This window comes from Citrobacter sp. Ce119, from assembly GCF_030334525.1.
In the GTDB taxonomy this organism is placed as follows: Bacteria; Pseudomonadota; Gammaproteobacteria; order Enterobacterales; family Enterobacteriaceae; genus Citrobacter; species Citrobacter europaeus.
In genome coordinates this window covers 49,499-76,479 of sequence record NZ_JAOWDR010000048.1, presented here as the reverse complement: position 1 = coordinate 76,479, position 26,981 = coordinate 49,499, and the positions used below count along the sequence as shown (strand labels likewise).

The 26,981-nt window shown below is 53.2% G+C and carries 23 protein-coding genes and 1 tRNA gene; 17 read left to right on the top strand and 7 right to left on the bottom strand.

What is annotated here, in order from left to right; translation table 11 throughout:
• Positions 1-45: 45 nt before the first annotated feature.
• On the bottom strand, positions 46-1,245 hold the full coding sequence (locus tag OGV80_RS12100) for an MFS transporter (RefSeq protein ID WP_286515001.1): 1,200 nt from the start codon (positions 1,243-1,245) through the stop codon (positions 46-48).
• A 96-nt stretch (positions 1,246-1,341) separates the two neighbouring features.
• Between OGV80_RS12100 and OGV80_RS12095 the strand changes: the two genes are divergently transcribed.
• Positions 1,342-2,292, top strand: coding sequence for a LysR family transcriptional regulator (locus OGV80_RS12095; protein ID WP_230586299.1), 951 nt, complete (start codon positions 1,342-1,344; stop codon positions 2,290-2,292).
• A 40-nt stretch (positions 2,293-2,332) separates the two neighbouring features.
• On the opposite strand, the gene rne is transcribed toward OGV80_RS12095, so the two are convergent.
• Entirely contained in the window at positions 2,333-5,611 is a 3,279-nt protein-coding gene (gene rne / locus OGV80_RS12090; protein WP_286514999.1) for a ribonuclease E, read from the bottom strand.
• A 574-nt stretch (positions 5,612-6,185) separates the two neighbouring features.
• On the opposite strand from rne, the gene rluC reads away from it, so the two are divergent.
• A complete protein-coding gene (rluC, locus tag OGV80_RS12085) occupies positions 6,186-7,139 on the top strand; it encodes a 23S rRNA pseudouridine(955/2504/2580) synthase RluC (RefSeq protein WP_167373425.1) in 954 nt (317 codons plus the stop codon).
• An 82-nt stretch (positions 7,140-7,221) separates the two neighbouring features.
• On the opposite strand, the gene OGV80_RS12080 is transcribed toward rluC, so the two are convergent.
• On the bottom strand, positions 7,222-7,806 hold the full coding sequence (locus tag OGV80_RS12080) for a Maf family protein (protein WP_087052657.1): 585 nt from the start codon (positions 7,804-7,806) through the stop codon (positions 7,222-7,224).
• A 197-nt stretch (positions 7,807-8,003) separates the two neighbouring features.
• On the opposite strand from OGV80_RS12080, the gene yceD reads away from it, so the two are divergent.
• The 14 genes from yceD to ptsG all read left to right on the top strand — a co-directional run bounded on the left by yceD (position 8,004) and on the right by ptsG (position 20,618).
• A complete protein-coding gene (gene yceD / locus OGV80_RS12075; protein ID WP_003036239.1) occupies positions 8,004-8,525 on the top strand; it encodes a 23S rRNA accumulation protein YceD in 522 nt (173 codons plus the stop codon).
• Positions 8,526-8,541: 16 nt separating this feature from the next.
• Positions 8,542-8,715 (top strand): 50S ribosomal protein L32, encoded by a 174-nt coding sequence (rpmF, locus tag OGV80_RS12070; RefSeq protein WP_003036242.1) that lies wholly within the window; start codon positions 8,542-8,544, stop codon positions 8,713-8,715.
• A gap of 122 nt (positions 8,716-8,837) precedes the next feature.
• Complete coding sequence (gene plsX, locus OGV80_RS12065; protein ID WP_072033327.1) at positions 8,838-9,917, top strand: phosphate acyltransferase PlsX; 1,080 nt, start codon at positions 8,838-8,840, stop codon at positions 9,915-9,917.
• Between the two features lie 77 nt (positions 9,918-9,994).
• Positions 9,995-10,948, top strand: a complete 954-nt coding sequence (gene fabH / locus OGV80_RS12060) for a beta-ketoacyl-ACP synthase III (RefSeq protein ID WP_016152639.1) — start codon at positions 9,995-9,997, stop codon at positions 10,946-10,948.
• 15 nt (positions 10,949-10,963) lie between these two features.
• Positions 10,964-11,893 (top strand): ACP S-malonyltransferase, encoded by a 930-nt coding sequence (fabD, locus tag OGV80_RS12055; RefSeq protein WP_043015923.1) that lies wholly within the window; start codon positions 10,964-10,966, stop codon positions 11,891-11,893.
• A gap of 12 nt (positions 11,894-11,905) precedes the next feature.
• Positions 11,906-12,640: a 3-oxoacyl-ACP reductase FabG gene (gene fabG / locus OGV80_RS12050; RefSeq protein WP_016149936.1), complete on the top strand. Its 735-nt coding sequence runs from the start codon at positions 11,906-11,908 to the stop codon at positions 12,638-12,640.
• A 154-nt stretch (positions 12,641-12,794) separates the two neighbouring features.
• Complete coding sequence (acpP, locus tag OGV80_RS12045; RefSeq protein ID WP_000103754.1) at positions 12,795-13,031, top strand: acyl carrier protein; 237 nt, start codon at positions 12,795-12,797, stop codon at positions 13,029-13,031.
• A gap of 85 nt (positions 13,032-13,116) precedes the next feature.
• Positions 13,117-14,358, top strand: a complete 1,242-nt coding sequence (gene fabF / locus OGV80_RS12040) for a beta-ketoacyl-ACP synthase II (protein WP_043015924.1) — start codon at positions 13,117-13,119, stop codon at positions 14,356-14,358.
• A 135-nt stretch (positions 14,359-14,493) separates the two neighbouring features.
• Entirely contained in the window at positions 14,494-15,303 is an 810-nt protein-coding gene (pabC, locus tag OGV80_RS12035) for an aminodeoxychorismate lyase (RefSeq protein WP_087050401.1), read from the top strand.
• Between the two features lie 2 nt (positions 15,304-15,305).
• Positions 15,306-16,328, top strand: coding sequence for a cell division protein YceG (yceG, locus tag OGV80_RS12030; RefSeq protein ID WP_075146320.1), 1,023 nt, complete (start codon positions 15,306-15,308; stop codon positions 16,326-16,328).
• Positions 16,318-16,959: a dTMP kinase gene (gene tmk, locus OGV80_RS12025; RefSeq protein ID WP_286514996.1), complete on the top strand. Its 642-nt coding sequence runs from the start codon at positions 16,318-16,320 to the stop codon at positions 16,957-16,959. The genes yceG and tmk overlap by 11 nt, the downstream gene beginning before the upstream one ends.
• The gene (gene holB / locus OGV80_RS12020; protein WP_286514994.1) at positions 16,956-17,960 is read left to right on the top strand and encodes a DNA polymerase III subunit delta'; all 1,005 of its coding nucleotides are present in this window, start codon (positions 16,956-16,958) and stop codon (positions 17,958-17,960) included. The genes tmk and holB overlap by 4 nt, the downstream gene beginning before the upstream one ends.
• Positions 17,961-17,970: 10 nt before the next feature.
• Positions 17,971-18,768, top strand: a complete 798-nt coding sequence (locus tag OGV80_RS12015; RefSeq protein ID WP_003036276.1) for a metal-dependent hydrolase — start codon at positions 17,971-17,973, stop codon at positions 18,766-18,768.
• 416 nt (positions 18,769-19,184) lie between these two features.
• A complete protein-coding gene (gene ptsG / locus OGV80_RS12010) occupies positions 19,185-20,618 on the top strand; it encodes a PTS glucose transporter subunit IIBC (protein ID WP_003036277.1) in 1,434 nt (477 codons plus the stop codon).
• Between the two features lie 55 nt (positions 20,619-20,673).
• On the opposite strand, the gene OGV80_RS12005 is transcribed toward ptsG, so the two are convergent.
• The 4 genes from OGV80_RS12005 to OGV80_RS11990 all read right to left on the bottom strand — a co-directional run bounded on the left by OGV80_RS12005 (position 20,674) and on the right by OGV80_RS11990 (position 25,649).
• Positions 20,674-22,452, bottom strand: a complete 1,779-nt coding sequence (locus OGV80_RS12005; RefSeq protein ID WP_286514993.1) for an aminopeptidase P family protein — start codon at positions 22,450-22,452, stop codon at positions 20,674-20,676.
• A 15-nt stretch (positions 22,453-22,467) separates the two neighbouring features.
• Positions 22,468-23,922: an AMP nucleosidase gene (locus OGV80_RS12000; RefSeq protein WP_087050405.1), complete on the bottom strand. Its 1,455-nt coding sequence runs from the start codon at positions 23,920-23,922 to the stop codon at positions 22,468-22,470.
• A 118-nt stretch (positions 23,923-24,040) separates the two neighbouring features.
• Positions 24,041-25,357, bottom strand: coding sequence for a shikimate transporter (shiA, locus tag OGV80_RS11995; protein ID WP_043015932.1), 1,317 nt, complete (start codon positions 25,355-25,357; stop codon positions 24,041-24,043).
• 216 nt (positions 25,358-25,573) lie between these two features.
• A tRNA-Asn gene (locus tag OGV80_RS11990) sits at positions 25,574-25,649 on the bottom strand.
• A 326-nt stretch (positions 25,650-25,975) separates the two neighbouring features.
• Here OGV80_RS11990 and nac point away from each other — a divergent pair.
• On the top strand, positions 25,976-26,893 hold the full coding sequence (gene nac, locus OGV80_RS11985) for a nitrogen assimilation transcriptional regulator NAC (RefSeq protein WP_087051065.1): 918 nt from the start codon (positions 25,976-25,978) through the stop codon (positions 26,891-26,893).
• Positions 26,894-26,981: the final 88 nt, after the last annotated feature.

Here is a 26,981-nt window from a genome sequence, read left to right as displayed (position 1 = left end):
ATGTTTGTCTGCCCGCTCCTTTAACACCCCGGAGCGGGCATTTTTTTAGGCCACGGTTGTTTTTCTCAGTGACAGATTCCCCGTTAATCTTATTACCAGCGCAATCGCACCGCTAAACGTTGCCAGCGTAACCACACCTTCCCAGTCTGCCTGCGCGTAGACCTGACTTCCGAGAACCGAACCCAACGCCATACCGATAAATACCATTGTAAACAGTAGCGCGTTCAGGCGTCCACGTGCCTGGGGCTCGAGGCCATAGACCAGGTTCTGGTGGGCAACCAGGCTGGATTGCAATCCGAGATCAAAACCTACCGCCGAAAGGGCAATAAGCAGCCACTGCCCCTGTACTGGCAGGGCGGGTAACAGGAACATCAGGGCGAAAGATACTGTTACCAGCAAAGCACCTAACTGCGCCACTTTCGCTGCGCCCACTTTGTCGGCAAGATGGCCTGCCAGCGGCGCGGCAAGCGCACCAGCCGCGCCCGCGATACCAAACGCGCCAGCCATAGCGCTACCCATGTGATAATGCTCAGATAACATCACTGCCAACGTGGACCAGAAGGCGCTAAAGGCAACAGACAGAAAGCCTTGTGCCAGCGCCGCGCGGCGCAATGCGGGATACCGCTGCCACAGTTGCGCCATTGAGAGCAGTAATGACGGGTAGCTCAGCGTGGAATGGGCAGCAAAACGAGGGAGCACTTTCCACATGATGGTGGAAATCACAGCAATGCTGAAGGCTGCGAGTTGATACATTTCGCGCCAGCCAAACGCCTCACCTATTAGCCCGCTAACGGTACGTGAAAGTAAAATTCCCAGCAGCAGGCCCGTCATCACGGTACCTACCGTTTTTCCCTGCTTGCCTTCAGGGGCCAGAATTGCCGCAGCGGGAACGATGTCCTGCGCCATGGTTGCCGCCATTCCCATCAACAGGCTGACCAGTAAAAGCGAATGCAATTGGCCGGTAAAGCTGCAGGCCAGAAGCAGTACGGCGAGCGCGAGGCTTTTCAACAGGATTAGCGTCCGACGGTCATAGCGGTCGCCTAATGGTAATAAAAAGAAAATCCCCAACGCGTAACCCGCCTGGGTTAGCGTCGGAACCAGCCCCATGCCGGTGATGCTTAGGGCCAGATCCTGACCCATTAAGGGCAGAAGCGGCTGGGCATAATAGATGGATGCCACGCTGAATCCGGCGCCTGATGCCAGTACAAAAATAACCCAACGGGTAAGGGCGGTATGTGTGTTCACAGTTGATTCCTCAATCACAGGATGTGCGGCTATTTTTAACCTTCAGCGGGTGGCGCGGTAGCGAGCGCGGTGGTAAAACAGTTATACGTCAGACGTATGAAGAAACTTGGAATGGTAAAAACTGAGCGTATAGACAGAGTGGAGCTGATGCGCACGTTTGTGCGTATCGTCGAGGCGGGGTCGCTTTCAGCAGCGGCAAAGCAGATGGGGACAACGCAGGCGACCGTCAGTCGACGGTTACAATCCCTGGAAGCGCTGCTGGGTGTAAAACTGATCATGCGCACCACGCATGCGATGAAACTGACCGACGACGGCGAACGCGGCTACCAGCATGCCAAGAATATTATTGATGCCTGGCTGGCGCTGGAAGATGGACTCAATGTTACGGAGGATGAACCGGTGGGAACGCTGCGAGTACGTGCTCCGCATGCGTTCGGGCAGCAACAGCTTCTTGAACCGCTTTTGCAGTTTCTTTCGCGCTATCCGCAGTTGTCGGTAGAGTGGATGCTCAATGATAAAACCGTTGATTTCCTGAGCGATAATATTGATTGCGCCATCAGGGTTGGGGCAGAGGTTGATCCAGCGACGGTCTCGGTTTTACTGGCTGAGGTTCCTCGTAGCATGGTAGTGAATCCTGCTTTGCTTGAGCAATATAGCGAGCTTTCGCATCCGGAGCAGTTATCAACGCTGCCATGGATTGCAGTGAACACATTTTACCAGCACAGCGTTTCGTTGCTGCATCGACCACGTAATGAACCTGTTACGCTGAATATTACACCCAGATTAAGCACCGACAGCATTTATGTCGCAAGAAATGCCGCCCTGGCAGGGTTGGGTGTGGCCATTGTTTCAAGCTGGATGGTCGAGGAGGATATTGCTCGTGGACGACTGGTTACGCTGCTACCCGAGTGGCATGCGGCGTCGTTGCCTGTACATTTGGTTTATCCCTGGGCGCGTTACTATCCCACCCGATTACGCAAGTTTCTGGCGTTAATGAAAGATGTCATGCCGCAGCTAACGGGGATGAAACGCGTAGAGCAGGTATAAAAAAGCCGACCCGAAGGTCGGCTTTGATGTTGATTACGTCTTACTCAACGGGCTGTGGGCGTGTTGCTGGCGCAGTCGCCTGATGTGTGGCGCTGTGTCCACCTGCGGCACCTTTCCCTTCAAAGGCGAATGCCGGGCGCTGCCACTCGCTATGACGCGGCGCTTCAGGCACATACTCTGGTGCCGGTGCGCGCGTCATCGGCGCGGTTGCATGGCTGTGAAGATGTTCCGTGTCAACGCTGGTTGCGACAACTTCAGCCTTAACGACTGCGGCTTCGACGACAGGAGCTGCAACAACTTCTTTCGGCGCTGCAACTTCTTCAACAACCGGTGCGGTTTCCACAACTGGCGCTGTTTCCACAACCTCAGCGATCTCTTCAACCACTTCAGGCTGAGAAATAACAACTTCCGCAGGCGCATCGACAACCGGCGCAGTCACGACTTCAGCGACAGGTTCGGCTTTCGCAACGGTTTCCTCGGCAACAGGTGCGTCGGATTCGGCGATAATTTGCGGTTGTTCATCGACCGGAGTAGCAATGACTTCCGGATGCGTGGTTTCAACCTGTGCGGTTTCAACAGCGGCGGCCTGAGGTTCGGCATTAACCACCTCTGGCTGTACGGTTTCAACCGACGCCGGGGCGTCCACAATGTGCTCAACGGCAGCTGCAACCTGAGGCTCTACGGCCACAGTCGCAGTTTGCTCCTGAACCATTTCCTGTTCGCGCTGCTCTTCAACCTGCTGATCCTGAGGACGAGCGACAGGGTAGCGGATCCATACTTTGCCGGACGCTAATTCTGGAGATGCGCAGGCGACCGTTAATGGCATCGGCGACTGAACCGGATAACGCTCGTCACGATAACGACGACGACGCTGACCACTTACGCGCAGATGGCGAGGAGAACGACGGGAACGACGCGGCATACCATTTGAGTCGCGCGCTTCGCTGTTGTCATCCTGCTCAGTCGCAACGACGACTGGCAGATCAACTTTCGCCAGTTCGGTACGCTGTGCCGGTGCTGGCTGTTCAGTTGGTTGAACGACAGCCGTTTCAGCGATCGCAGCGGCAGTTGCCACTTCAGCTTCAACAGCCGGGCTATCTGTGAAACGAACTTTCTGATTCAACTGACGCTGTTTACGGCGAGTCTGAGGCTGACGTACGCGCTCTTCCTGCTCGGTATCCCGCGCTGGCTGTTCAGCCAGGTTCAGCTCTTTAACTTCTTGCTGCGCCTGACGTTTGTCATCGTTACGACGGCGGTTGCGCTCGCGACGCGGAGCCTGCTGCTCATCACCGGATTTCGCTTTGTCGGCGACATCAACGGACTGCTGGCGGTTATCGCGCGCTTCCGCATTTTGCTGCTGAGACTGACGGCGGTTACGGCGGTTATCTTCACGGTTTTCGCCGCTTTCTGATCGCTCGTTACGGTTATCACGATCGCCACGGTTGTCGCGATTATCACGACGGTCGTTACGGTCGCGACGATTGTTCTGCCGCGGTTTACGACGATCCTGCTGGCGTTCGGTTTTCTCTTCAGCTTTCGGTGCAGGTTGTTCAACCGGTTTCACTTCTTCGCTGCCACCGAAGATGGACTTCAGTGCGCCAAAGAAACGGCTAATCAAACCCGGTTGTGCGGCGACGGCTGCGGTCGCTGCTGCGGCTTTAGGCGCGGCGGCTTTCGCTGCAGGCTCCTGCGGTGCAGGGGCTGGCGGCACGTCTGGCATAGCAAAGGTAGCTAATGCCGGCTGTTCTGGCTGTTTACGCTCGACGTATTCTTCTTCCGTCGGCAATGCCATCGCTTCTTCATGCAGTTTTGGCAGCAGGTAGCTCAGGGTTGGTGTTTCTTCCCCTTTGCGTACACGCAGTACGGAGTAATGCGGGGTTTCCATCTGATCGTTTGGCACAATCACACAGCGCACGCCATTCTGACGCGTTTCGATGGCATTTACCGCGGTACGTTTTTCGTTGAGCAGGTAGGATGCGATCGGCACAGGAACAATAGCATGAACTTCCTGGGTATTTTCTTTCAGCGCTTCTTCTTCGATCAGACGCAGAATAGACAGCGACAGTGATTCGTTGTCACGTACGGTACCCGTACCGGAACAGCGTGGGCATACGTGATGGCTGGATTCACCCAGAGACGGGCTCAGACGCTGACGGGACATCTCCAGCAGGCCGAAGCGTGAAATATGACTGATCTGAATACGCGCCCGGTCCTGACGCACGGCTTCGCGTAGACGGTTTTCAACCGCGCGCTGGTGGCGAACCGGAGTCATATCGATGAAGTCGATGACAATCAGGCCACCGAGGTCGCGCAGACGCAGCTGACGAGCAATTTCATCGGCAGCTTCAAGGTTGGTGTTGAACGCTGTTTCTTCGATGTCGCCGCCGCGGGTAGCGCGTGCGGAGTTGATATCGATAGCGGTCAGCGCTTCGGTGCTGTCGATAACGATTGAGCCGCCTGACGGCAGGCGCACTTCGCGCTGGAACGCAGACTCAATCTGAGACTCGATTTGATAGTGGCTGAACAGCGGAATTTCACCGGTGTACAGTTTGATTTTGCTGCTGAAATCCGGACGACCCAGCGCGGCGATGTGCTGACGCGCCATCTCCATCACTTTCGGGTTGTCGATGAGGATTTCGCCGATGTCCTGACGCAAGTAGTCACGGAATGCGCGAACGATAACGTTGCTTTCCTGATGGATCAGGAACGGAGCAGGGCGACTGTCAGCGGCTTTTTGAATCGCTTCCCAGTGCTTCAGGCGGAAGCTCAGGTCCCACTGCAGCGCTTCGGCGGATTTGCCGACGCCTGCGGTACGCACGATAAGCCCCATGCCATCAGGCAGTTCCAGACTTGCCAACGCTTCTTTTAATTCGGTACGGTCGTCGCCTTCAATGCGACGGGAGATGCCGCCCGCGCGCGGGTTGTTCGGCATCAGAACCAGATAACTCCCTGCCAGGCTGATAAAGGTAGTCAGCGCAGCGCCTTTATTGCCGCGTTCTTCTTTATCGATCTGAACGATGACTTCCTGACCTTCGCGCAACACATCTTTAATGTTGGGACGACCATGGGAGTTGTAATTAGCGGGGAAGTATTCGCGGGCAATTTCTTTTAACGGGAGGAAACCGTGACGTTCAGCGCCGTAATCAACAAAAGCCGCTTCCAGACTCGGTTCAATACGGGTAATTTTGCCTTTATAGATGTTGGCTTTTTTCTGTTCGTGTCCAGGACTTTCGATATCCAGATCGTACAGACGCTGCCCATCTACAAGGGCGACACGCAACTCTTCCTGCTGAGTCGCGTTAATTAACATTCTTTTCATCGTAACTTACTCATTATTCTTACATTGACGACTAAGCTGCGGGCAGAGTAATGCCTTTCCGGGTGTGAACCGATGGCCTCGTGTCTATTCGCGTCGCCAACCTCACGGTTATCGTCAGCTCAAAGAGGCGCAGAGTGTCGGTTGCCTGTATTTCATACGGAAACACAGCGCAATTATCAGGGGAACAGTCTGGGTGTTACTCTCCAGAAAAGCTTCCTTATTACCGGTAAGGACTGCAACCCGCAGCCCGCTAACTGCCTGAAAGATCAATACGTCTTACGCCATTGCTGCGTTGATGATCGGTCGGGCAAAATTGGGTCATTCCGGAAAAGTTCTTGTTTTAACAAGATTCAACACGGAAACAACCTCATTATTCCACTGCTAACCTTGTTATAGCAAGATGACTTTTGCCATTTATCACCCGGTTACTCACAGTTTTTTCACTTCCGCGTAGTGATTGCTTTAATAACCACCAAATCGGCTATGTCAAACTGAAGTAATAAGGTATAGCAGTTAATATAAGCATAGAAAAATGTGTGGCGCGAATCTTGATGGCTATTTAAAATCGGCCCCCATGAAAACAGAGACTCCAGCCGTAAAAACAGTTGCCATTACTGCCGACGAAGCAGGGCAACGCATCGACAACTTTTTGCGCACCCAACTCAAGGGCGTGCCAAAAAGTATGATTTATCGCATTTTGCGTAAAGGCGAAGTGCGGGTGAACAAAAAACGCATTAAACCCGAGTACAAACTCGAAGATGGGGACATTGTGCGTATTCCACCTGTACGTGTCGCTGAACGTGAAGAAGAGGCCATTTCACCGAATTTGCAGAAGGTCGCGGCGCTGACCGATGTCATTTTATATGAAGATGACCACATTCTGGTGCTTAACAAACCCTCAGGTACGGCCGTGCATGGCGGAAGCGGATTAAGCTTTGGTGTAATTGAAGGCTTACGCGCGTTACGTCCGGAAGCGCGTTTCCTCGAACTGGTGCATCGCCTGGACCGGGATACCTCCGGTGTGCTGCTGGTTGCTAAAAAACGCTCAGCTTTACGTTCGTTGCATGAGCAGTTGCGTGAAAAAGGGATGCAGAAAGACTATCTGGCGCTGGTGAGAGGCCAGTGGCAGTCGCATGTCAAAACCGTGCAGGCGCCGCTGTTGAAGAATATTCTGCAAAGCGGCGAGCGTATCGTGCGGGTGAATCAGGAAGGCAAGCCGTCGGAAACACGCTTTAAGGTGGAGGAGCGCTATGCGTTTGCCACGCTCGTGCGCTGTAGTCCGGTGACAGGGCGTACGCACCAGATTCGTGTGCATACCCAATATGCCGGGCATCCGATAGCCTTTGACGATCGCTATGGCGACCGCGAGTTCGATAAGCAACTCACGGACACCGGACTGAACAGGCTGTTCCTGCATGCCGCGGCGTTAAAATTCACCCATCCGGGGACGGGTGAAGTAATGCGTATTGAAGCGCCGCTGGATAAGCAGTTGAAGCGCTGCCTCGAGGTATTACGCCGCAAAGCCTGACGCGCGTTGCTTATCAGGCCTACAATCGCGTTATGCGCTGTAGGCCTGACAAGACGCATCGCGTCGCCATCAGGCAGATTAACTAGGCGTTCAGCGGGTTCATCTCTTCCCGGCGCAGCATTTGACACAATGCGATCAGCGGCAGGCCGATCAGCGTATTTGGGTCGCGGCCCTCAAGACGCTCAAAGAGAGCAATACCTAACCCCTCACTTTTAAAACTACCGGCACAATGTAGCGGGCGTTCTTTGCGCAGGTAATCATCAATTTCCGCTTCGCTTAAATGCCGAAAATGGACATCGAACGGCTCAACCTCAGTTTGTAAATGTCCGGTAGCTGAATTATAGAGCGCCAGTCCGGTGTAAAACGTTACAATATTGCCACGGGCTTTGAGTAATTGTTGGCGCGCATTTTCTTCTGTTAACGGTTTGCCGGTTATTTCACCATCAAGAACACAAATTTGATCGGAGCCGATAATAAGGTGCGCTGGATAGCGGTGGGCGAGAGATTGCGCTTTTTTCTGCGCCAGTCGCGAGACTAAATGGCGTGGCGCTTCGCCGGGTAACGGCGTTTCATCCACCTCGGGAGCCGCGCATTCGAACGGAATTGCCAGTTTTTCAAGTAAAGCGCGACGCCAGGGAGAGGTCGAGGCAAGTATAAGTTGAGGCATATTTTTCCCCTCGCATATAGCGTATTGATGAGAGCCATTTTAAACTATGGACTTCGTCCTACAAGCTGGCTGTATTGGCTTGTGTTGAGCGATTTTAAGTCGATGACCCGCAATGTGTGCGAATTATTGGCAAAAGGCAACCACAGGCTGCCTTTTTCTTTGACTATATGACGTTACAAAGTTAATATGCGCGCCCTATGCAAAAGGTAAAATTACCCCTGACTCTTGATCCGGTTCGTACGGCTCAAAAACGCCTCGATTATGAAGGTATCTATACTTCTGATCTGGTTGAGCGCGTCGCCGATTCTGTAGTCAGTGTGGACAGTGATGTGGAATGCTCCATGTCGTTCGCGATCGATAACCAGCGCCTTGCCGTCATAACCGGTGATGCAAAAGTATCGGTTACGCTCGAATGTCAGCGTTGCGGGAAACCGTTCCCACTTCATGTTCACACAACATATTGTTTTAGTCCTGTCCGTTCTGACGAGCAGGCTGAAGCACTCCCGGAAGCGTATGAGCCGATTGAGGTTAACGAATTCGGTGAAATCGATCTGCTTGCAATGGTTGAAGATGAGATTATCCTCTCCTTGCCGGTAGTTCCGGTGCATGATTCTGAACACTGTGAAGTGTCCGAGGCGGACATGGTCTTTGGCGAATTGCCTGATGAAGCGCAAAAACCAAACCCATTTGCCGTATTAGCCAGCTTAAAGCGTAAGTAATTGAGGAGTAAGGTCCATGGCCGTACAACAGAATAAACCAACCCGTTCCAAACGTGGCATGCGTCGTTCTCATGACGCTCTGACCGCAGTCACCAGCCTGTCTGTAGACAAAACTTCTGGTGAACAACACCTGCGTCACCACATCACTGCCGACGGTTTCTACCGTGGCCGTAAGGTAATCGCTAAGTAATCACGCATGACTCGATGGCTTTCCCGCTACGGTGAGAAAGACAAAGAGTACACGCGTGATGAAGCTTAGTGAGGCTTTCCCCGGGTAACTGGGGAAACACCTAACCGGGCAGCGACGATACCTTGACACGTCTAACCCTGGCGTTAGATGTCATGGGGGGAGATTTTGGCCCTACCGTGACAGTGCCTGCAGCATTGCAGGCACTGAATTCTAATTCGCAACTCACACTTCTTTTAGTCGGGGATCCCGATACAATCACGCCATTACTTGCCAAAGCTGACTTCGAACAACGTTCACGTCTGCAGATTATCCCTGCTCAGTCAGTTATTGCCAGTGATGCCCGGCCCTCGCAAGCTATTCGCGCCAGTCGTGGAAGCTCAATGCGTGTTGCCCTGGAGCTCGTGAAAGAAGGTCGAGCGCAAGCCTGTGTGAGCGCCGGTAATACGGGCGCGCTAATGGGACTTGCGAAGTTATTGCTCAAACCTCTTGAGGGGATTGAGCGTCCTGCGTTGGTGACGGTTTTACCCCATCAGCAAAAGGGCAAAACGGTGGTGTTGGATTTGGGCGCCAACGTGGATTGTGATAGCACGATGTTGGTGCAATTTGCCGTCATGGGTTCCGTGCTGGCAGAAGAGGTGGTTGGCATTGCCAATCCCCGAGTTGCGTTGCTCAACATCGGCGAAGAAGAAACCAAGGGTCTCGACAGTATTCGGGATGCTTCTGCAGTGCTAAAAACAATCCCTTCTATTAATTATATCGGCTATCTTGAAGCCAATGAGTTACTGACTGGCAAAACCGATGTGTTGGTCTGTGACGGCTTTACAGGTAATGTCACATTAAAGACGATGGAAGGTGTTGTCAGAATGTTCCTTTCACTGCTGAAGTCTCAGGGTGAGGGCAAAAAACGGTCGTGGTGGCTGCTGTTATTAAAACGTTGGTTACAAAAAAGCCTGACAAGGCGATTTAGTCACCTCAACCCCGACCAGTATAATGGCGCCTGTCTGTTAGGATTGCGCGGCACGGTGATTAAGAGTCATGGTGCAGCCAATCAGCGAGCATTTGAAGTCGCGATTGAACAGGCAGTGCAGGCGGTGCAGCGACAAGTTCCTCAGCGAATTGCCGCTCGCCTGGAATCTGTATACCCAGCTGGATTCGAACTGCTGGACGGTGGCGAAAGCGCAACCTCACGAGCACACAGATAACGATGTGTTTGTGAATGCTGCCAACGTATCAGCGATTTGCTCGTGGCGGTATATAACCAAAAAGTGACTGAGCGTACATGTATACGAAGATTATTGGTACTGGCAGCTATCTGCCTGAACAAGTGCGTACTAACGCCGATTTGGAAAAAATGGTTGAGACATCTGATGAGTGGATCGTTACTCGTACAGGTATCCGTGAACGCCATATTGCAGCGCCAAATGAAACAGTTGCGACGATGGGCTTTGCCGCCGCAAACCGCGCAATTGAAATGGCGGGCATCGACAAAGAACAAATTGGTCTGATTGTGGTTGCCACCACGTCATCCACTCACGCATTTCCAAGCGCGGCATGCCAGATCCAAAGTATGCTGGGGATCAAAGGCTGTCCGGCGTTTGACGTTGCGGCCGCTTGTGCCGGTTTCACTTACGCGCTGAGCGTTGCCGACCAGTACGTTAAGTCTGGCGCAGTGAAGCATGCTCTGGTGGTTGGCTCAGATGTTCTGGCCCGTACCTGTGATCCAACCGATCGCGGAACGATCATTATTTTCGGAGATGGCGCGGGTGCGGTTGTACTGAGCGCATCTGAAGAGCCTGGCATTCTCTCCACGCATCTGCACGCGGATGGTCGCTATGGCGAACTGTTAACGCTGCCCAATGCCGATCGCGTTAACCCGGAAAACCCGATCCACCTGACGATGGCGGGTAACGAAGTCTTTAAAGTCGCGGTGACCGAGCTTGCACACATCGTTGATGAAACGCTGGAAGCGAATAATCTGGATCGTTCTGCGCTGGACTGGCTGGTGCCGCATCAGGCAAACCTGCGTATTATCAGCGCAACAGCGAAAAAGCTGGGTATGTCGATGGATAATGTTGTCGTGACGCTCGACAGACATGGCAATACCTCCGCGGCCTCCGTACCGTGCGCGCTGGATGAAGCCGTCCGCGACGGGCGTATTAAAGCTGGGCAGTTGATATTGCTTGAAGCCTTTGGGGGTGGATTCACCTGGGGCTCTGCGCTGATTCGTTTCTAGTATAAGGATTTAACCATGACGCAATTTGCATTTGTGTTCCCGGGGCAGGGTTCCCAGACCGTTGGGATGTTGTCTGAAATGGCGGCAAACTACCCAATTGTTGAAGAAACTTTTGCTGAAGCATCAGCTGCGCTGGGCTATGATCTGTGGGCGTTGACTCAGCAGGGTCCGGCCGAAGAACTGAATAAAACCTGGCAGACGCAGCCAGCGCTGTTGACCGCCTCGGTCGCGCTTTATCGCGTATGGCAGCAGCAGGGTGGCAAAACACCTGCGCTGATGGCGGGTCACAGCCTGGGCGAATACTCTGCGCTGGTATGTGCGGGTGTTATCGGTTTTGCCGATGCCGTACGTCTGGTTGAACTGCGTGGTAAATTCATGCAGGAAGCCGTGCCGGAAGGCACTGGCGGCATGTCTGCTATTATCGGTCTGGATGACGCTGCTATCGCTAAAGCGTGTGAAGAGTCGGCCGAAGGCCAGGTGGTTTCACCGGTTAACTTTAACTCACCGGGTCAGGTGGTTATTGCCGGGCACAAAGAAGCCGTAGAACGTGCCGGCGCTGCCTGTAAAGCTGCTGGCGCTAAGCGTGCTTTGCCGCTGCCGGTCAGCGTTCCTTCTCACTGCGCGCTGATGAAGCCTGCTGCTGAGAAACTGGCTGTTGAATTGCAAAAAATCACGTTTAACGCGCCGACCGTTGCGGTTGTCAACAACGTCGACGTGAAGTGCGAAACCGACGCTGACGCTATTCGCGATGCGCTGGTTCGTCAGCTGTACAGCCCGGTTCAGTGGACTAAAACCGTTGAATTTATGGCATCCCAGGGCGTAGAGCACCTGTATGAAGTTGGTCCGGGTAAAGTTCTGACCGGTTTGACGAAACGTATTGTTGACACCCTGACTGCTTCGGCACTGAATGAGCCGGCGGCACTGTCTGCGGCGCTAGAGCAATAAAAGAGGAAGACCATGAGTTTTGAAGGAAAAATCGCGCTGGTTACCGGTGCAAGCCGTGGCATTGGCCGCGCAATTGCTGAGACACTCGTTGCCCGTGGCGCGAAAGTTATCGGTACTGCCACCAGCGAAAGCGGCGCGCAGGCCATTAGTGATTACTTAGGTGCAAATGGTAAAGGTCTGATGTTGAATGTGACCGATCCGGCATCTATCGAATCTGTTCTGGAAAATATTCGCGCAGAATTTGGTGAAGTCGATATCCTGGTCAATAATGCCGGGATTACTCGTGATAACCTGTTAATGCGCATGAAAGATGACGAGTGGAACGATATCATCGAAACCAACCTGTCATCTGTTTTCCGTCTGTCAAAAGCGGTAATGCGAGCTATGATGAAAAAGCGTCATGGGCGTATTATCACTATCGGTTCTGTGGTTGGTACCATGGGAAATGCGGGTCAGGCTAACTACGCTGCGGCGAAAGCGGGTCTGATCGGCTTCAGTAAATCACTGGCGCGCGAAGTTGCGTCTCGTGGCATTACTGTAAACGTTGTTGCTCCGGGCTTTATTGAAACGGACATGACGCGTGCGCTGTCTGATGATCAGCGTGCGGGTACGCTGGCGGCAGTACCTGCGGGTCGTCTTGGCGAACCGAAAGAAATCGCCAGCGCGGTTGCATTTTTAGCTTCTGACGAAGCAAGTTACATCACAGGTGAGACTTTGCACGTCAACGGCGGGATGTACATGGTTTAACCACGATGAAAAATATTTGCGTTATTGTAGGTCTTGGCCTCAAAATAACGTAAAATCGTGGTAAGACCTGCCGGGATTTAGTTGCAAATTTTTCAACATTTTATACACTACGAAAACCATCGCGAAAGCGAGTTTTGATAGGAAATTTAAGAGTATGAGCACTATCGAAGAACGCGTTAAGAAAATTATCGGCGAACAGCTGGGCGTTAAGCAGGAAGAAGTAACCAACAATGCTTCCTTCGTTGAAGACCTGGGCGCAGATTCTCTTGACACCGTTGAGCTGGTAATGGCTCTGGAAGAAGAGTTTGATACTGAGATTCCGGACGAAGAAGCTGAGAAAATCACTACCGTTCAGGCTGCCATTGATTACATCAACGGCCACCAGGCGTAAGTGAACATCTCCAGGCGGTCATTCGACCGCCTGAGTTTTATCTTTTTATCCCACTTGAATTATTTTCCCTCCCTGGAGGACAACCGTGTCTAAGCGTCGTGTAGTTGTGACCGGACTGGGCATGTTGTCTCCTGTCGGCAATACCGTAGAGTCTACCTGGAAAGCTCTCCTTGCCGGTCAGAGTGGCATCAGCCTGATCGACCATTTCGATACTAGCGCCTATGCAACGAAATTTGCTGGCTTAGTAAAGGATTTTAACTGTGAAGACATTATCTCGCGCAAAGAACAGCGCAAGATGGATGCTTTCATTCAATATGGAATTGTCGCTGGCGTTCAGGCCATGCAGGATTCTGGCCTCGAAATTACGGAAGAGAACGCTCACCGTATTGGCGCCGCTATTGGCTCTGGTATTGGCGGTCTCGGTCTTATCGAAGAAAACCATACCTCTCTGGTAAACGGTGGACCGCGTAAGATCAGCCCGTTCTTCGTTCCGTCGACGATTGTTAACATGGTGGCAGGTCACCTGACCATCATGTACGGCCTGCAGGGGCCAAGCATCTCCATCGCGACGGCCTGTACTTCAGGCGTACATAACATCGGTCATGCCGCACGTATCATTGCATACGGCGATGCAGACGCGATGGTTGCGGGTGGTGCAGAAAAAGCCAGTACGCCGCTGGGCGTGGGTGGTTTTGGCGCAGCACGTGCGTTGTCTACGCGTAATGATAACCCGCAAGCGGCAAGCCGCCCGTGGGACAAAGATCGTGATGGCTTCGTGTTGGGCGACGGCGCAGGCATGGTGGTACTGGAAGAGTACGAGCATGCAAAAGCGCGCGGTGCAAAAATTTATGCTGAAGTCGTTGGTTTTGGCATGAGCAGCGATGCTTACCACATGACGTCACCACCGGAAAACGGTGCAGGCGCTGCGCTGGCAATGGTCAACGCATTGCGCGATGCGGCTATCGAAGCAGGTCAGATCGGCTATGTTAACGCGCATGGTACGTCTACTCCTGCAGGTGATAAAGCTGAAACCCAGGCAGTGAAATCTGTCTTTGGCGATGCGGCAAGCCGTGTGATGGTCAGCTCCACTAAATCCATGACCGGACACCTGTTGGGTGCGGCGGGCGCGGTAGAGTCTATTTTCTCTATCCTGGCGCTGCGCGATCAGGCTATTCCACCAACCATCAACCTGGATAACCCGGATGAAGGTTGTGACCTGGACTTCGTACCTCACGAAGCGCGTCAGGTTAGTGGTCTGGAGTTCGCCCTGTGTAACTCCTTCGGCTTCGGTGGTACTAACGGCTCTTTGATCTTTAAAAAGATTTAAGTTCGTCAGGTGATGCGTTAGCATCGATAGCAATTTAAAAAGGTCCGCTTGTCGGGCCTTTTTTTATTCGGTTTTCCACCCTTGTCCTGTGTACCTCATCCTGCCAAACTAGCGGACCAGAAATAAGGAGCCACCATGTTCTTAATTAATGGCTGCGAGCAAAATATGCTGGCCGCAAGCGATCGAGCGACCCAATTTGGTGATGGCTGTTTTACCACTGCGCGCATTATTAACGGTGAAATATGCCTCTTTGCAGCGCATCTTGAACGTTTACAAAACGCTTGCCAAAAATTGCTGATCTCTTTCGAACATTGGTCAGAGCTGGAAAGTGAAATGAAAATGCTGGCGCAAGGACACGCGCGTGGTGTGTTGAAAGTTATTGTCAGCCGTGGCAGCGGTGGCCGGGGTTACAGTGGTGCAAACTGTCGCAATGCCACACGTATTATCTCTGTTTCAGCCTGGCCCGATCATTACGATCGTTGGCGGCAAGAGGGGATTACGCTGGCGCTAAGCCCAGTGCGACTGGGGCGTAATCCGCTACTTGCCGGACTTAAACATCTGAATCGACTGGAGCAGGTGTTGATTCGCTCTCATCTTGAGCAGACGGACGCAGATGAAGCGCTGGTCCTTGACAGTGAGGGATGGGTTACGGAATGCTGTGCGGCTAATTTGTTCTGGCGTAAGGGCGATGTGGTATACACTCCCCGGCTGGATCAGGCAGGCGTGAACGGCATTATGCGACAATTCTGTATCCGGATGCTGGCACAATCGCCGTTCAGTATTGTCGAAAAGTATGCCGGGTTGGAAGAGGTTATGCAGGCCGATGAAATTGTCGTCTGTAACGCGTTAATGCCTGTTATTCCCGTGCGTGCTTGTGGCGACACATTGTTGTCTTCACGTTTGTTATTCGATTTTTTAGCCCCACTTTGTGAGCACCCGAATTAGTCATGAAAAAACTGTTACTCGTTGTCCTGTTATTGCTGGTTGTGCTGGGCATTGCCGCGGGAGTGGGAATGTGGAAAGTTCGCCATCTGGCGGACAGTAAATTATTGATTAAAGAAGAGACGATTTTTACGCTGAAAGCGGGTACGGGCCGTCTGGCTCTCGGCGAACAGCTGTATGCGGACAAGGTTCTCAATCGTCCGCGCGTGTTCCAGTGGTTGCTGCGAGTGGAACCCGAACTGTCGCATTTTAAAGCCGGAACCTACCGTTTTACGCCCGATATGACGGTGCGGGACATGCTGCAACTGCTGGAAAGCGGTAAAGAGGCGCAGTTTCCGTTACGTCTGGTTGAAGGGATGCGCCTGAGCGATTACCTCAAACAGCTGCGTGATGCCCCGTATATCAAACATACGCTGAGCGATGATAGCTACGAGACCGTTGCCGAGGCGCTGAAGCTGGAAAATCCGCAATGGGTGGAAGGCTGGTTCTGGCCAGATACCTGGATGTATACCGCCAATACAACCGACGTGGCGTTGCTAAAACGTGCGCATCAGAAGATGGTTAAAGCGGTGGATACCGTCTGGGAAGGGCGCGCTGAAGGCCTGCCTTATCAGGACAAAAATCAGCTGGTAACCATGGCCTCCATTATCGAAAAAGAGACAGCGGTAGCCAGCGAGCGCGATCAGGTGGCTTCAGTCTTTATTAACCGCTTACGTATGGGTATGCGTTTACAAACCGATCCGACGGTGATTTACGGGATGGGGACACGGTATAATGGCAAATTGTCGCGTGTGGATTTAGATACCCCAACCGCCTATAACACCTACACCATTACGGGGCTACCGCCTGGCCCGATTGCCATGCCGGGAGAGGCCTCGTTGCAGGCCGCGGCGCATCCGGCAAAAACGCCGTACCTCTATTTCGTGGCTGACGGTAAAGGTGGCCATACGTTTAATACCAATCTTGCCAGCCATAACCGGTCCGTGCAGGATTACCTGAAAGTGCTTAAGGAAAAAAATGGGCAGTAACTATATCGTCATCGAGGGCCTGGAAGGCGCCGGAAAAACCACCGCGCGTAACGTGGTTGTAGAGACACTTGAGCAACTCGGTATTCGTGACATGGTTTTCACCCGCGAACCTGGTGGAACGCAGCTCGCTGAGAAACTAAGAAGTCTGGTGCTGGACATTAAGTCGGTGGGTGACGAGGTCATCACCGATAAAGCCGAAGTTCTGATGTTTTACGCCGCACGCGTACAATTGGTCGAAACCGTTATTAAACCTGCGCTGGCAAAAGGCGCATGGGTAATTGGCGACCGCCACGATTTGTCGACTCAGGCGTATCAGGGGGGCGGGCGCGGCATCGACCAAAATATGCTGGCGACCCTGCGCGATGCGGTGCTCGGTGATTTTCGCCCGGACCTGACGCTCTATCTGGACGTGACTCCGGAAGTCGGATTGAAGCGCGCGCGCGCGCGCGGCGAGCTGGATCGTATTGAGCAGGAATCTTTCGATTTCTTTAATCGCACCCGCGCGCGTTATCTTGAGCTGGCGGCCAAAGATGCCAGCATTCGTACTATCGACGCGACGCAGCCGCTGGAGTCTGTGATGGCAGATATCCGCAATACCATCACCCAGTGGGTGAAGGAGCAGTGCGCATGAAATGGTATCCATGGTTACGACCGGATTTTGAAAAACTGGTAGCCAGCTATCAGGCGGGTCGTGGTCACCATGCGTTACTGATTCAGGCGTTACCCGGTATGGGCGACGATGCGCTGATTTACGCGCTCAGCCGCTATTTAATGTGCCAGCAGCCCGAAGGACATAAAAGCTGCGGACAGTGCCGGGGCTGTCAGCTGATGCAGGCGGGGACGCATCCTGACTACTACTCGCTGCTGCCGGAAAAAGGCAAAAGCACGCTGGGGGTTGATGCGGTACGCGAAGTCAGTGAGAAATTGTACGAGCATTCACGCCTGGGGGGGGCGAAAGTGGTGTGGATCCCGGATGCCGCCCAGCTAACTGACGCCGCCGCCAATGCCTTGTTAAAAACGCTGGAAGAGCCTCCGGCGCAGACCTGGTTCTTCCTCGCCAGTCGAGAGCCTGCACGTTTATTGGCCACGCTACGTAGCCGCTGTCGGTTATATCACCTTGCGCCACCGGCTGAGTCGTACGCTATTTCCTGGCTTGCCCGAGAAGTGACCGCGTCTCCAGAAGCGCTGCTTAGCGCATTACGCCTGAGCGCAGGTTCGCCTGGCGCAGCAATTACGCTGTTACAGGCTGAAAGCTGGGCGCATCGCACAGATTTTTGTGCGGCACTGGGGAACACATTAAACGCAGGCGACTGGTATATCTTGCTCGCGGCGTTAAACCACGATCAGGCTGCCGCCCGTTTACACTGGCTGGCAACGTTGTTGACGGATGCGTTGAAACGTCCATATGGGGTTTCCCATTTAACGAATCCTGATGCGCTGGACCTGATATCTTCTATCGCAGAACGGTTATCCGTCGCCCAGATACAGGCGATACTCGGTGACGTTTGTCATTGCCGTCAGCAGTTGCTGAACATTACAGGCATAAACCGTGAACTGATGCTAACCGACCTTATCCTGCGTATTGAGCATTACCTGCAACCGGGCACCGTACTGCCTGTTCCCCATCTTTGAGAGAGACATTATGTTTTTAGTCGACTCACACTGCCATCTTGATGGCCTGGATTATCAATCTCTGCATAAGGACGTGGATGACGTGCTGGCGAAAGCGGCCGCACGTGATGTGAAATTCTGTCTTGCCGTTGCGACCACTCTGCCAGGATATCGCAGTATGCGCGAACTGGTCGGTGAGCGTGACAATGTGGTTTTCTCCTGCGGCGTGCATCCGTTAAATCAGGATGAAACCTATGATGTTGAAGAGCTGCGCCGCTTTGCTGCCGAAGAGGGGGTGGTGGCGATGGGAGAAACTGGTCTGGACTATTTTTATACGCCGGAAACAAAGGTGCGCCAGCAGGAATCTTTTATCCACCATATTCAGATTGGCCGCGAATTACAAAAGCCGGTCATCGTGCACACCCGCGATGCGCGAGCCGATACGCTGTCTATTCTGCGCGAAGAAAAAGTGACGGATTGTGGCGGCGTACTACACTGTTTTACAGAGGACAGAGAAACGGCGGGGAAATTGCTGGACCTCGGTTTTTATATCTCGTTTTCCGGCATCGTCACGTTCCGCAACGCAGAACAGCTCCGTGATGCCGCCCGCTATGTTCCTCTGGACCGGTTATTGGTTGAGACGGATTCTCCCTACCTTGCGCCTGTACCGCATCGTGGGAAAGAGAACCAGCCCGCCATGACTCGTGACGTTGCGGAGTACATGGCCGTAGTGAAAGGTGTTGCCGTTGAAGAACTGGCGCAGGCAACCACTGATAACTTTGCCCGCCTGTTTCACATCGACGCTTCTCGCCTACAATCAGTTCGTTAACTGACTTTTTTTAAAGCTCGTAATTAATCACCAATGCGAGTAAAGTTCACCGCCACAAAATGGGCGGTGAATAACCAGTTTGACACATTCAGAAACTCATTTTATCGGAATGTGCGGATTTTGCGGCCATCCACGACTGAATTGTGATAGCCGTCAAACAAAAACAAACTGAATTATTTTACTCTGTGTAATAAATAAAGGGTACTTAGATGCCCTGTACACGGCGAGGTTCTCCCCCCTCGCCAATGCGTGAGAACGTAGAATACACAAAGTCATTCAGGCTGCATCAAGTCGGCAAGTGAGTGAATTGCAGGAGCTTACTTGAGTAAGTGACTGGGATGATCGAGCGCAGCCAACGCTGAGGCGGTTTGAAGGATGAAGTGTATAAGCACAAATACTCAGGAGCACTCCTAATTATGTTTAAGAATGCATTTGCTAACCTGCAAAAGGTCGGTAAATCGCTGATGCTGCCGGTATCCGTACTCCCGATTGCAGGTATTCTGCTGGGCGTCGGTTCCGCTAACTTCAGCTGGCTGCCAGCCGTTGTATCGCACGTAATGGCAGAAGCAGGCGGTTCTGTTTTTGCAAACATGCCGCTGATTTTTGCTATCGGTGTTGCGTTAGGCTTCACCAACAACGACGGCGTATCTGCACTGGCATCCGTTGTTGCTTACGGCATCATGGTCAAAACCATGGCTGTTGTTGCGCCGCTGGTTCTGCATTTACCTGCTGAAGAGATCGCCGCTAAACACCTTGCTGATACGGGTGTTCTCGGGGGGATTATCTCCGGTGCGATTGCAGCGTATATGTTCAACCGCTTCTACCGTATCAAATTGCCTGAGTATCTGGGCTTCTTTGCGGGTAAGCGCTTCGTTCCTATTATTTCTGGTCTGGCCGCCATCTTCACGGGTGTGGTTCTGTCCTTCATTTGGCCACCAATCGGTACTGCTATTCAGACGTTCTCCCAGTGGGCTGCATACCAGAACCCGGTCGTGGCGTTCGGTATCTATGGCTTCATTGAACGCTGCCTGGTGCCGTTTGGTCTGCACCATATCTGGAACGTTCCATTCCAGATGCAGATCGGTGAATACACCAACGCTGCAGGTCAGGTTTTCCACGGCGACATCCCTCGCTATATGGCGGGTGACCCGACTGCAGGCAAACTATCCGGTGGCTTCCTGTTCAAAATGTACGGTCTGCCGGCTGCCGCTATTGCTATCTGGCATTCTGCAAAACCAGAAAACCGCGCGAAAGTGGGCGGTATCATGATCTCCGCGGCGCTGACCTCGTTCCTGACCGGTATTACCGAGCCGATCGAGTTCTCCTTCATGTTCGTGGCGCCGATCCTGTACATCATCCACGCGATTCTGGCTGGTCTGGCATTCCCGATCTGTATCCTGCTGGGTATGCGTGACGGTACGTCGTTCTCCCACGGTCTGATCGACTTTATCGTTCTGTCCGGCAACAGCAGCAAACTGTGGCTGTTCCCGATTGTCGGTATCGGTTATGCGATCGTGTACTACACCATCTTCCGTGTGCTGATCAAAGCGCTGGACCTGAAAACGCCGGGTCGTGAAGATGCTACCGAAGACAGCAAAGCAGGCGCATCCGGTGAAATGGCTCCGGCTCTGGTTGCAGCATTCGGCGGTAAAGAAAACATCACTAACCTCGACGCGTGCATCACTCGTCTGCGCGTCAGCGTGGCTGACGTTGCCAAAGTGGATCAGGCTGGCCTGAAGAAACTGGGTGCGGCGGGCGTTGTGGTAGCTGGTTCCGGTGTTCAGGCTATCTTCGGGACGAAGTCCGATAACCTGAAAACTGAAATGGATGAGTACATCCGTAACAGCTAAGCAGTAAGAAGTTGGGGAGAACTAAGGCAGCCTGCGGGCTGCCTTTTTTATTGTATTAATTAGCCTGAACGCGAATCGGCGCGGTAGCGGCGAACAGCCACGGACGTGCCTCTGCGTTCACGCGAGGGGATAACGACTCTCTGACCTGCTGGTGATAATCATCAATCCACTGCTTCTCTGCATCGCTGAGCAGATGCCGTTCAACCAGATTCAAATCAATCGGCACCAGCGTCAACGTTGAGAAACGACAGAAACCAGGACGACTGTTGATAATCTCCACCTGATTCTCAATACGGATCCCATATTGCCCGGCCAGATAATAACCCGGTTCGATGGTAATGATATTGCCTGCTACCAAAGGCCAGGGGTTTACTTTTTTGGCGATGCGATGGGGCTGCTCATGAATAAGTAGCTGATGGCCGACCCCGTGTCCTGTTCCATGATCAAAATCCAGACCTAAATCCCACAACGCCCGACGACTAAAGGCATCCAGTTGATGTCCCTGAGTACCGCTGGGGAACTGCAGCGAGATAAGCGACAAAAAGCCTTTCAACACGGCGGTGTAATGCAGACGACGCTGCGGATCCTGTGGACCAAACGCGAGGGTGCGCGTCGTATCCGTCGTACCATTATGGTACTGGCCGCCGGAATCATTCAGGTACATGGCCTGAGAGGTAATTGGCGTATTGGTTTTTTCACTGGAGTGGTAATGGCACATTGCGGCATTGCTGGCAGAGGCTGAAATCGTGCTGAAACTTTGCTCGATAAATCCCAGCTGCTGCTGGCGAAATTCCAGTTGCTTTGCCTGCGCTTCCAGTTCGGTGACCGGATTGCCTGCAGCTTCGCGCAAGGGGACTTCATGCGTAAGCCAGGCGAGGAAGTTAACCCAGGCAGCGCCATCCTGTTCATGGCATTCCCGATAGCCTGCCAGTTCCACGTCATTTTTGTGCGCTTTCATCAGGGTGATGGGGTCAGGAGCCCACAAGACGTTGCCGCCGTGTTCTTCAATGGCAAAACGCAACGCAACCGGGGCGTAGTCTCTATCGACCAGGAAGCGCTTACCCTTAGCCAACTGCTGGCAGCGCGCCAGGAAACTCTCTTGCGGGGCCAGCGTAAGCGTATTCAGCAGCGATGCGGGGAGCTGCTGCGTTTTGTTGCTATCCACAAACCATTCCAGCTCACCGCTGCGATGGAGCAGGGCAAACGAAAACGGCACTGGCACCATGGCCAGATCCGAACCGCGTACATTCAACAGCCAGGCAATGTTATCCGGCAGGGTGATCGCCAGGACGTCGGCCTGGTGCTGAATGAGTTGCTCCACGACGCGGGCACGCTTTTGCGTACTGCTTTCCCCGCTGATTTCAATGGGCATTTCACGAATGATTCCACAGGGTGCCGCCGGGCGGTCGAGCCACACCTGGTCGAAAGGATCCTGTGCAAGAGGCACCAACTCGCAATGCGTTGCTGAAAGCGCTTCAAACTGGCTGTTGACCATCAGCAGCGGTTCAAAGCCGATACGCGCGCCCGCTGTAACGTGAGACTGCAAATAGTCAGCCAGCGGTTCATCGTGTAAATGATGAATTTCAAAATCATCAAGCGAGACTTCATTGCGCACCTGGACCTGATAACGTCCATCGACAAACATTAATGCGCGGTCTTGCAGGACCAGCGCGAGTCCCGCAGAGCCGCTAAAACCGGTCAGCCAGGCCAGCTTATTGTCATGCGGCGTACAATCTTCGCTTTGATGAGCGTCGGCGCGCGGGACAATCATTCCATCCAGCCCCTGCACTATCAGCAGGTTACGCAGGGCGGAAAGAGGAGTTGAGTTGTGCATAGTTACCTTCAGGCCTTAACGGAACGGCGGTTCGTTGAACGTACGTAATTTACGGGAGTGCAGTCGGTCGCCTTCAGCACGCAGACGATCGATAGCCCGGATACCTATTTGCAGGTGCTCGGAAATGGCGCCTTCATAAAAACGGTTGGCCTGACCAGGCAGTTTGATCTCGCCATGGAGCGGTTTATCGGAAACGCACAGCAGCGTGCCGTAAGGAACGCGGAAGCGGTAGCCCTGGGCGGCGATGGTGGCGCTTTCCATATCGATAGCCACCGCGCGGCTGAGGTTGAAACGCAGCGCAGAAGCGGAATAGCGTAGCTCCCAGTTACGATCGTCAGTGGTGACGACGGTACCGGTACGCAGGCGCTGTTTAACCTCTTCACCGGGCATACCGCTGACTTCTTTGGTGGCGTCATACAGTGCGCGCTGTACTTCCGCAATGCTCGGAATTGGGATATCCGGCGGTAGAACTGCATCCAGCACGTGATCGTCACGCAGATAAGCGTGGGCCAGAACATAGTCGCCAATCGCCTGGCTTTCACGCAGCCCGCCACAGTGCCCAATCATCAGCCAGACGTCAGGGCGCAGTACGGCCAGATGATCGCAAATGGTTTTGGCGTTAGACGGGCCAACGCCAATATTGACCAGCGTAATCCCCTGACCGTCGGCGGTGATTAAATGCCAGGCAGGCATCTGGTGTTTCTTCCAGGCGAGGTCGGAGATGGCTTCTTCCGGAGCTTCAGTTTCTGCGGTGATCCAGATCCCGCCTGCGCATGACAGCGCGATATACGGGCTGTCCGGGTCGAGGATCTGGCTGCAGCCCCAGCGCACGAACTCATCGACGTAGCGGGTGTAGTTGGTGAACAGCACAAAAGGCTGAAAATGTTCAACCGGCGTTCCTGTGTAGTGACGCAGTCGTGCCAGCGAAAAATCTACGCGTCGGGCGTCGAAGTGCGACAACGGGGAGAATTCCGCCGGATGAAAAATCCCGTCTGCCGTTTCGTCACCAATCTGGGACAATTCTGTAGTGGGAAAATGGCGCGTTAATCCGGCGCTCATCGAGCGGTCAAGCGTCAGTTCAGAACCGTCAATGACGTATGGATAGGGAATTTCATGCAGCGATGGCTCGACGGAGATATGCGCATCATAATCCTGATACAGCAGCGTGAGCTGTTCCTCAAGATACGGACGAAAAAGCGACGGACGGGTAATCGTCGTGGTGTAGCTGCCCGCGTGGGTAAAACGGCCATAGGCGCGGGTTTTCGGGGGATTTGTGGCGCTGCCGTCCCAGGTGACACAAAGCGACGGGTAAACAAAAAGACCATTATGGCGGGCTGTTACGTCAGGGAGCGTCCCTGTTTCAATATACTTACCAATGGCGCTTCGCAGTGCTTTAACCGACTGCTCGTACAGCGCGTCCAGTTTATCCAGTGCCTGAGCTGGTGTCAGGCTGGAGCCCTTATTGATCATGTCTGTCTCCTTGTTCCACAGATGTACTGCACTCCCGATAGTATGTCACAGGAATATGAAACAAAAGTCAGACGTTGAGGAAGATTGTGCGAAGGCCGGACGACCTTCGCACCATGGCTTAACCGTGCTGCTTATCCCGCATCAGCAATGCGGTGGCGGCAGAAATAAGACAACCAGCCATCAGATAAATGGCCACGCTATGCCAGTCTCCGCCCGAAAATGTCACCAGTGCCGCAGCAATGAAGGGCGTAAAGCCGCCGCCAACCACGCTTGCTACCTGATAGCCAACGCCTGCGCCGCTGTAGCGGTAGCTTGCGCCAAACAAACCGGTAAACATAGGCTGCTGCACGCAGACCACCATATCGTGCGCGATGTTGGCTAACATTATCGCGAAGAACACGATCCAGAATATAGACTGTGCTTCCAGCGCCATAAAGAACGGGAAGGCGCTCAGCGTACCGACCAGTGCGCCGGTAATGTAGACGCGCCGACGACCAAAGCGGTCCGCGAGCCAGGCAAAGCAGGGGATAGTCAGACAGCTCAGTCCACCCACTAACAAGCCAATATTCAGAAACAGCTCGCGGGGCAGACCCAGGTTCTGCGTGGAGTAATTAAGAGCAAACGCGGTGACGATATACATCGTCAGCAATTCACATAAGCGCAGAGCGATAATTTTTAAAAATGCGCCCGGATGACGGATTAACGCCTCGACTACCGGTAGCCGCTTTTTCTCTGGCTGCGGTGCCTGCTGCTGCTGTTCAAATTCGGCAGATTCATCCATACGGTTACGCATCCACAATGCCCCCAAAACCAGCACAATGCTGAACAGGAACGGAATACGCCAGCCCCAGCTCAGGAACTGCTCATCGGTGGTTTGCGAGCTAATCAGCGAGACCAGACCGGTAGAGAGCAGCAGTCCGACGCCGTAACCTACCTGAACGCCACTGCTGTAGAAGGCTTTTTTGTTTTTCGGCGCGCTTTCGACCGAGAGTAACGCCGCGCCGCCCCATTCACCGCCAACGGCGAATCCCTGAATAGCACGCAGCGTTACCAGCAGCACAGGGGCCCACCAGCCAATGGTGTCAAAGGAAGGAATAATCCCTATCAGCGCAGTAGCAATCCCCATCATCCAGACGGTGAGCATCAGCATACGTTTACGGCCCAGGCGATCGCCGAAGTGGCCGAAGATCACCCCGCCTAAAGGACGGAACAAAAATCCGACGCCAAAGGTGGCGAATGCGGCAAGCGTTCCCATCGCTGGGCTGACCTGCGGAAAGAACTCGCGATTAAAGACCAGCGCGGCGGTGATGCCATAAAGCAGAAAATCATACCAGTCGACCACGGCGCCAGCGAAGCTACCAAGCGCAGCGCGTCGGGCACGATGAAGCGAAGAGGCGTCCTGTTGGGGACCCGTGGAGGTGAGGGTGGAATCCATAGTTATCCTGTCTGTACTGTCTTTTAGTTATTAGTATTTAGGTTGGGTTACACACATTGCAGTCGATATATTAACGACCATTATGAGATTACCGCGACAGATGCGATGAGAAAACGATTATCTCTCTCAACATGGGACAAGATGAAAAATAAGACGAATGAAAAACAGTAATGCAGAAAAGCAAAAAGCCCGCTAAAAAGCGGGCTTTTCTAAATATGGCTCCTCTGACTGGACTCGAACCAGTGACATACGGATTAACAGTCCGCCGTTCTACCGACTGAACTACAGAGGAATCGTTTGAACGAGGCGCATAGTAGCGAGGGTGATGAGGCTTGTCAAAGGGGGAAATACATTTGTGCGTTCGTTTGCTGACAAAATCAGCAAAGCGGCGATCTTTCCATCTTTTTAAGCTTTTGCCCCATTCTGGTGCGCGCCTACCTCTTCCAGGGCAATCGAAGTAAGCCATACAGATGTAAATAATGTTTTTTGCGCACCTTTGCTCCAGACTTTACGCGGTTTTAGCCGTAAAACACGGCATGTGACGAAACTGGCAAGCATCTTGCAATCCTGAATTCAATGACTGCCAGCACGGGTTCTGGTATTCCGACAGGAGGCAAAATGAACTTCAGACGACTGAAATATTTCGTGAAAATCGTCGATATTGGTAGCCTGACCCAGGCAGCGGAAGTGTTGCACATTGCACAACCTGCGCTAAGCCAGCAGGTCGCCACGCTGGAAGGCGAGCTGGATCAGCAATTGCTGATTCGCACCAAGCGTGGCGTCACGCCGACGGAAGCGGGGAAAGTGTTGTATACCCATGCCCGGACCATTTTGCGTCAGTGCGAACAGGCGCAGCTTGCGGTTAATAATGTGGGCCAGACTCTTGGGGGACAGGTCTCTATTGGCCTCGCGCCAGGTACGGCGGCGTCATCCATCACTATGCCGTTATTACAGACAGTACGTGCAGAACTGCCAGATGTACTGGTCTATTTGCATGAAAACAGTGGGGCGGTGCTGAATGACAAGCTGCTCAGCGGGCAATTAGATATGGCGGTACTCTATGAGCGTTCACCCGTGGCGGGTATCAGCAGCCAGCCGTTGCTAAAAGAGGATCTTTACCTGGTCGGCACGCGTGAGTGTCCGGGGCAAAGCGTCGATCTGGCCACTGTGGCGCAGATGAATCTGTTTTTACCACGGGATTACAGCGCAGTTCGTCTGCGTGTGGATGAAGCTTTCTCGCTACGTCGCTTAACCGCTAAAGTCATTGGCGAAATTGAGTCTATTGCCACCTTAACGGCTGCTATTGCCAGCGGTATGGGCGTTACGGTATTGCCTGAGTCGGCGGCTCGTTCATTGTGCAATGCTGCAAACGGCTGGATGGCGCGGATAACAACCCCATCGATGAATCTGCCATTATCATTGAACGTCTCGGCCAGAGGGAGCTTATCGCCTCAGGCACAGGCCGTGAAGGAAATCCTGTTATCGCTGGTTAGCCGCCCTGCGCTGGAAAACCGTGAGCTGCAACTGGTCAGCTAAACCTTATTCCCGCGAGGAATAAGATGCAGGTTTTTATTATTTGTTATGCCGGGCGTCAGACTTTAACAATAGCGTAATGTCTGATGTG

Excerpts from the sequence above, each read along its gene's own strand:
- rpmF (WP_003036242.1), top strand. The coding sequence starts at position 8,542 with ATGGCCGTACAACAGAATAAACCAACCCGTTCCAAACGTGGCATGCGT.
- acpP (WP_000103754.1), top strand. The coding sequence starts at position 12,795 with ATGAGCACTATCGAAGAACGCGTTAAGAAAATTATCGGCGAACAGCTG.
- fabH (WP_016152639.1), top strand. The coding sequence starts at position 9,995 with ATGTATACGAAGATTATTGGTACTGGCAGCTATCTGCCTGAACAAGTG.
- shiA (WP_043015932.1), bottom strand. The coding sequence starts at position 25,357 with ATGGATTCCACCCTCACCTCCACGGGTCCCCAACAGGACGCCTCTTCG.
- yceD (WP_003036239.1), top strand. The coding sequence starts at position 8,004 with ATGCAAAAGGTAAAATTACCCCTGACTCTTGATCCGGTTCGTACGGCT.
- rne (WP_286514999.1), bottom strand. The coding sequence starts at position 5,611 with ATGAAAAGAATGTTAATTAACGCGACTCAGCAGGAAGAGTTGCGTGTC.
- fabD (WP_043015923.1), top strand. The coding sequence starts at position 10,964 with ATGACGCAATTTGCATTTGTGTTCCCGGGGCAGGGTTCCCAGACCGTT.
- OGV80_RS12080 (WP_087052657.1), bottom strand. The coding sequence starts at position 7,806 with ATGCCTCAACTTATACTTGCCTCGACCTCTCCCTGGCGTCGCGCTTTA.
- yceG (WP_075146320.1), top strand. The coding sequence starts at position 15,306 with ATGAAAAAACTGTTACTCGTTGTCCTGTTATTGCTGGTTGTGCTGGGC.
- rluC (WP_167373425.1), top strand. The coding sequence starts at position 6,186 with ATGAAAACAGAGACTCCAGCCGTAAAAACAGTTGCCATTACTGCCGAC.
- OGV80_RS12015 (WP_003036276.1), top strand. The coding sequence starts at position 17,971 with ATGTTTTTAGTCGACTCACACTGCCATCTTGATGGCCTGGATTATCAA.
- OGV80_RS12000 (WP_087050405.1), bottom strand. The coding sequence starts at position 23,922 with ATGATCAATAAGGGCTCCAGCCTGACACCAGCTCAGGCACTGGATAAA.
- OGV80_RS12095 (WP_230586299.1), top strand. The coding sequence starts at position 1,342 with ATGAAGAAACTTGGAATGGTAAAAACTGAGCGTATAGACAGAGTGGAG.
- nac (WP_087051065.1), top strand. The coding sequence starts at position 25,976 with ATGAACTTCAGACGACTGAAATATTTCGTGAAAATCGTCGATATTGGT.
- ptsG (WP_003036277.1), top strand. The coding sequence starts at position 19,185 with ATGTTTAAGAATGCATTTGCTAACCTGCAAAAGGTCGGTAAATCGCTG.
- OGV80_RS12005 (WP_286514993.1), bottom strand. The coding sequence starts at position 22,452 with ATGCACAACTCAACTCCTCTTTCCGCCCTGCGTAACCTGCTGATAGTG.
- tmk (WP_286514996.1), top strand. The coding sequence starts at position 16,318 with ATGGGCAGTAACTATATCGTCATCGAGGGCCTGGAAGGCGCCGGAAAA.
- fabG (WP_016149936.1), top strand. The coding sequence starts at position 11,906 with ATGAGTTTTGAAGGAAAAATCGCGCTGGTTACCGGTGCAAGCCGTGGC.
- holB (WP_286514994.1), top strand. The coding sequence starts at position 16,956 with ATGAAATGGTATCCATGGTTACGACCGGATTTTGAAAAACTGGTAGCC.
- pabC (WP_087050401.1), top strand. The coding sequence starts at position 14,494 with ATGTTCTTAATTAATGGCTGCGAGCAAAATATGCTGGCCGCAAGCGAT.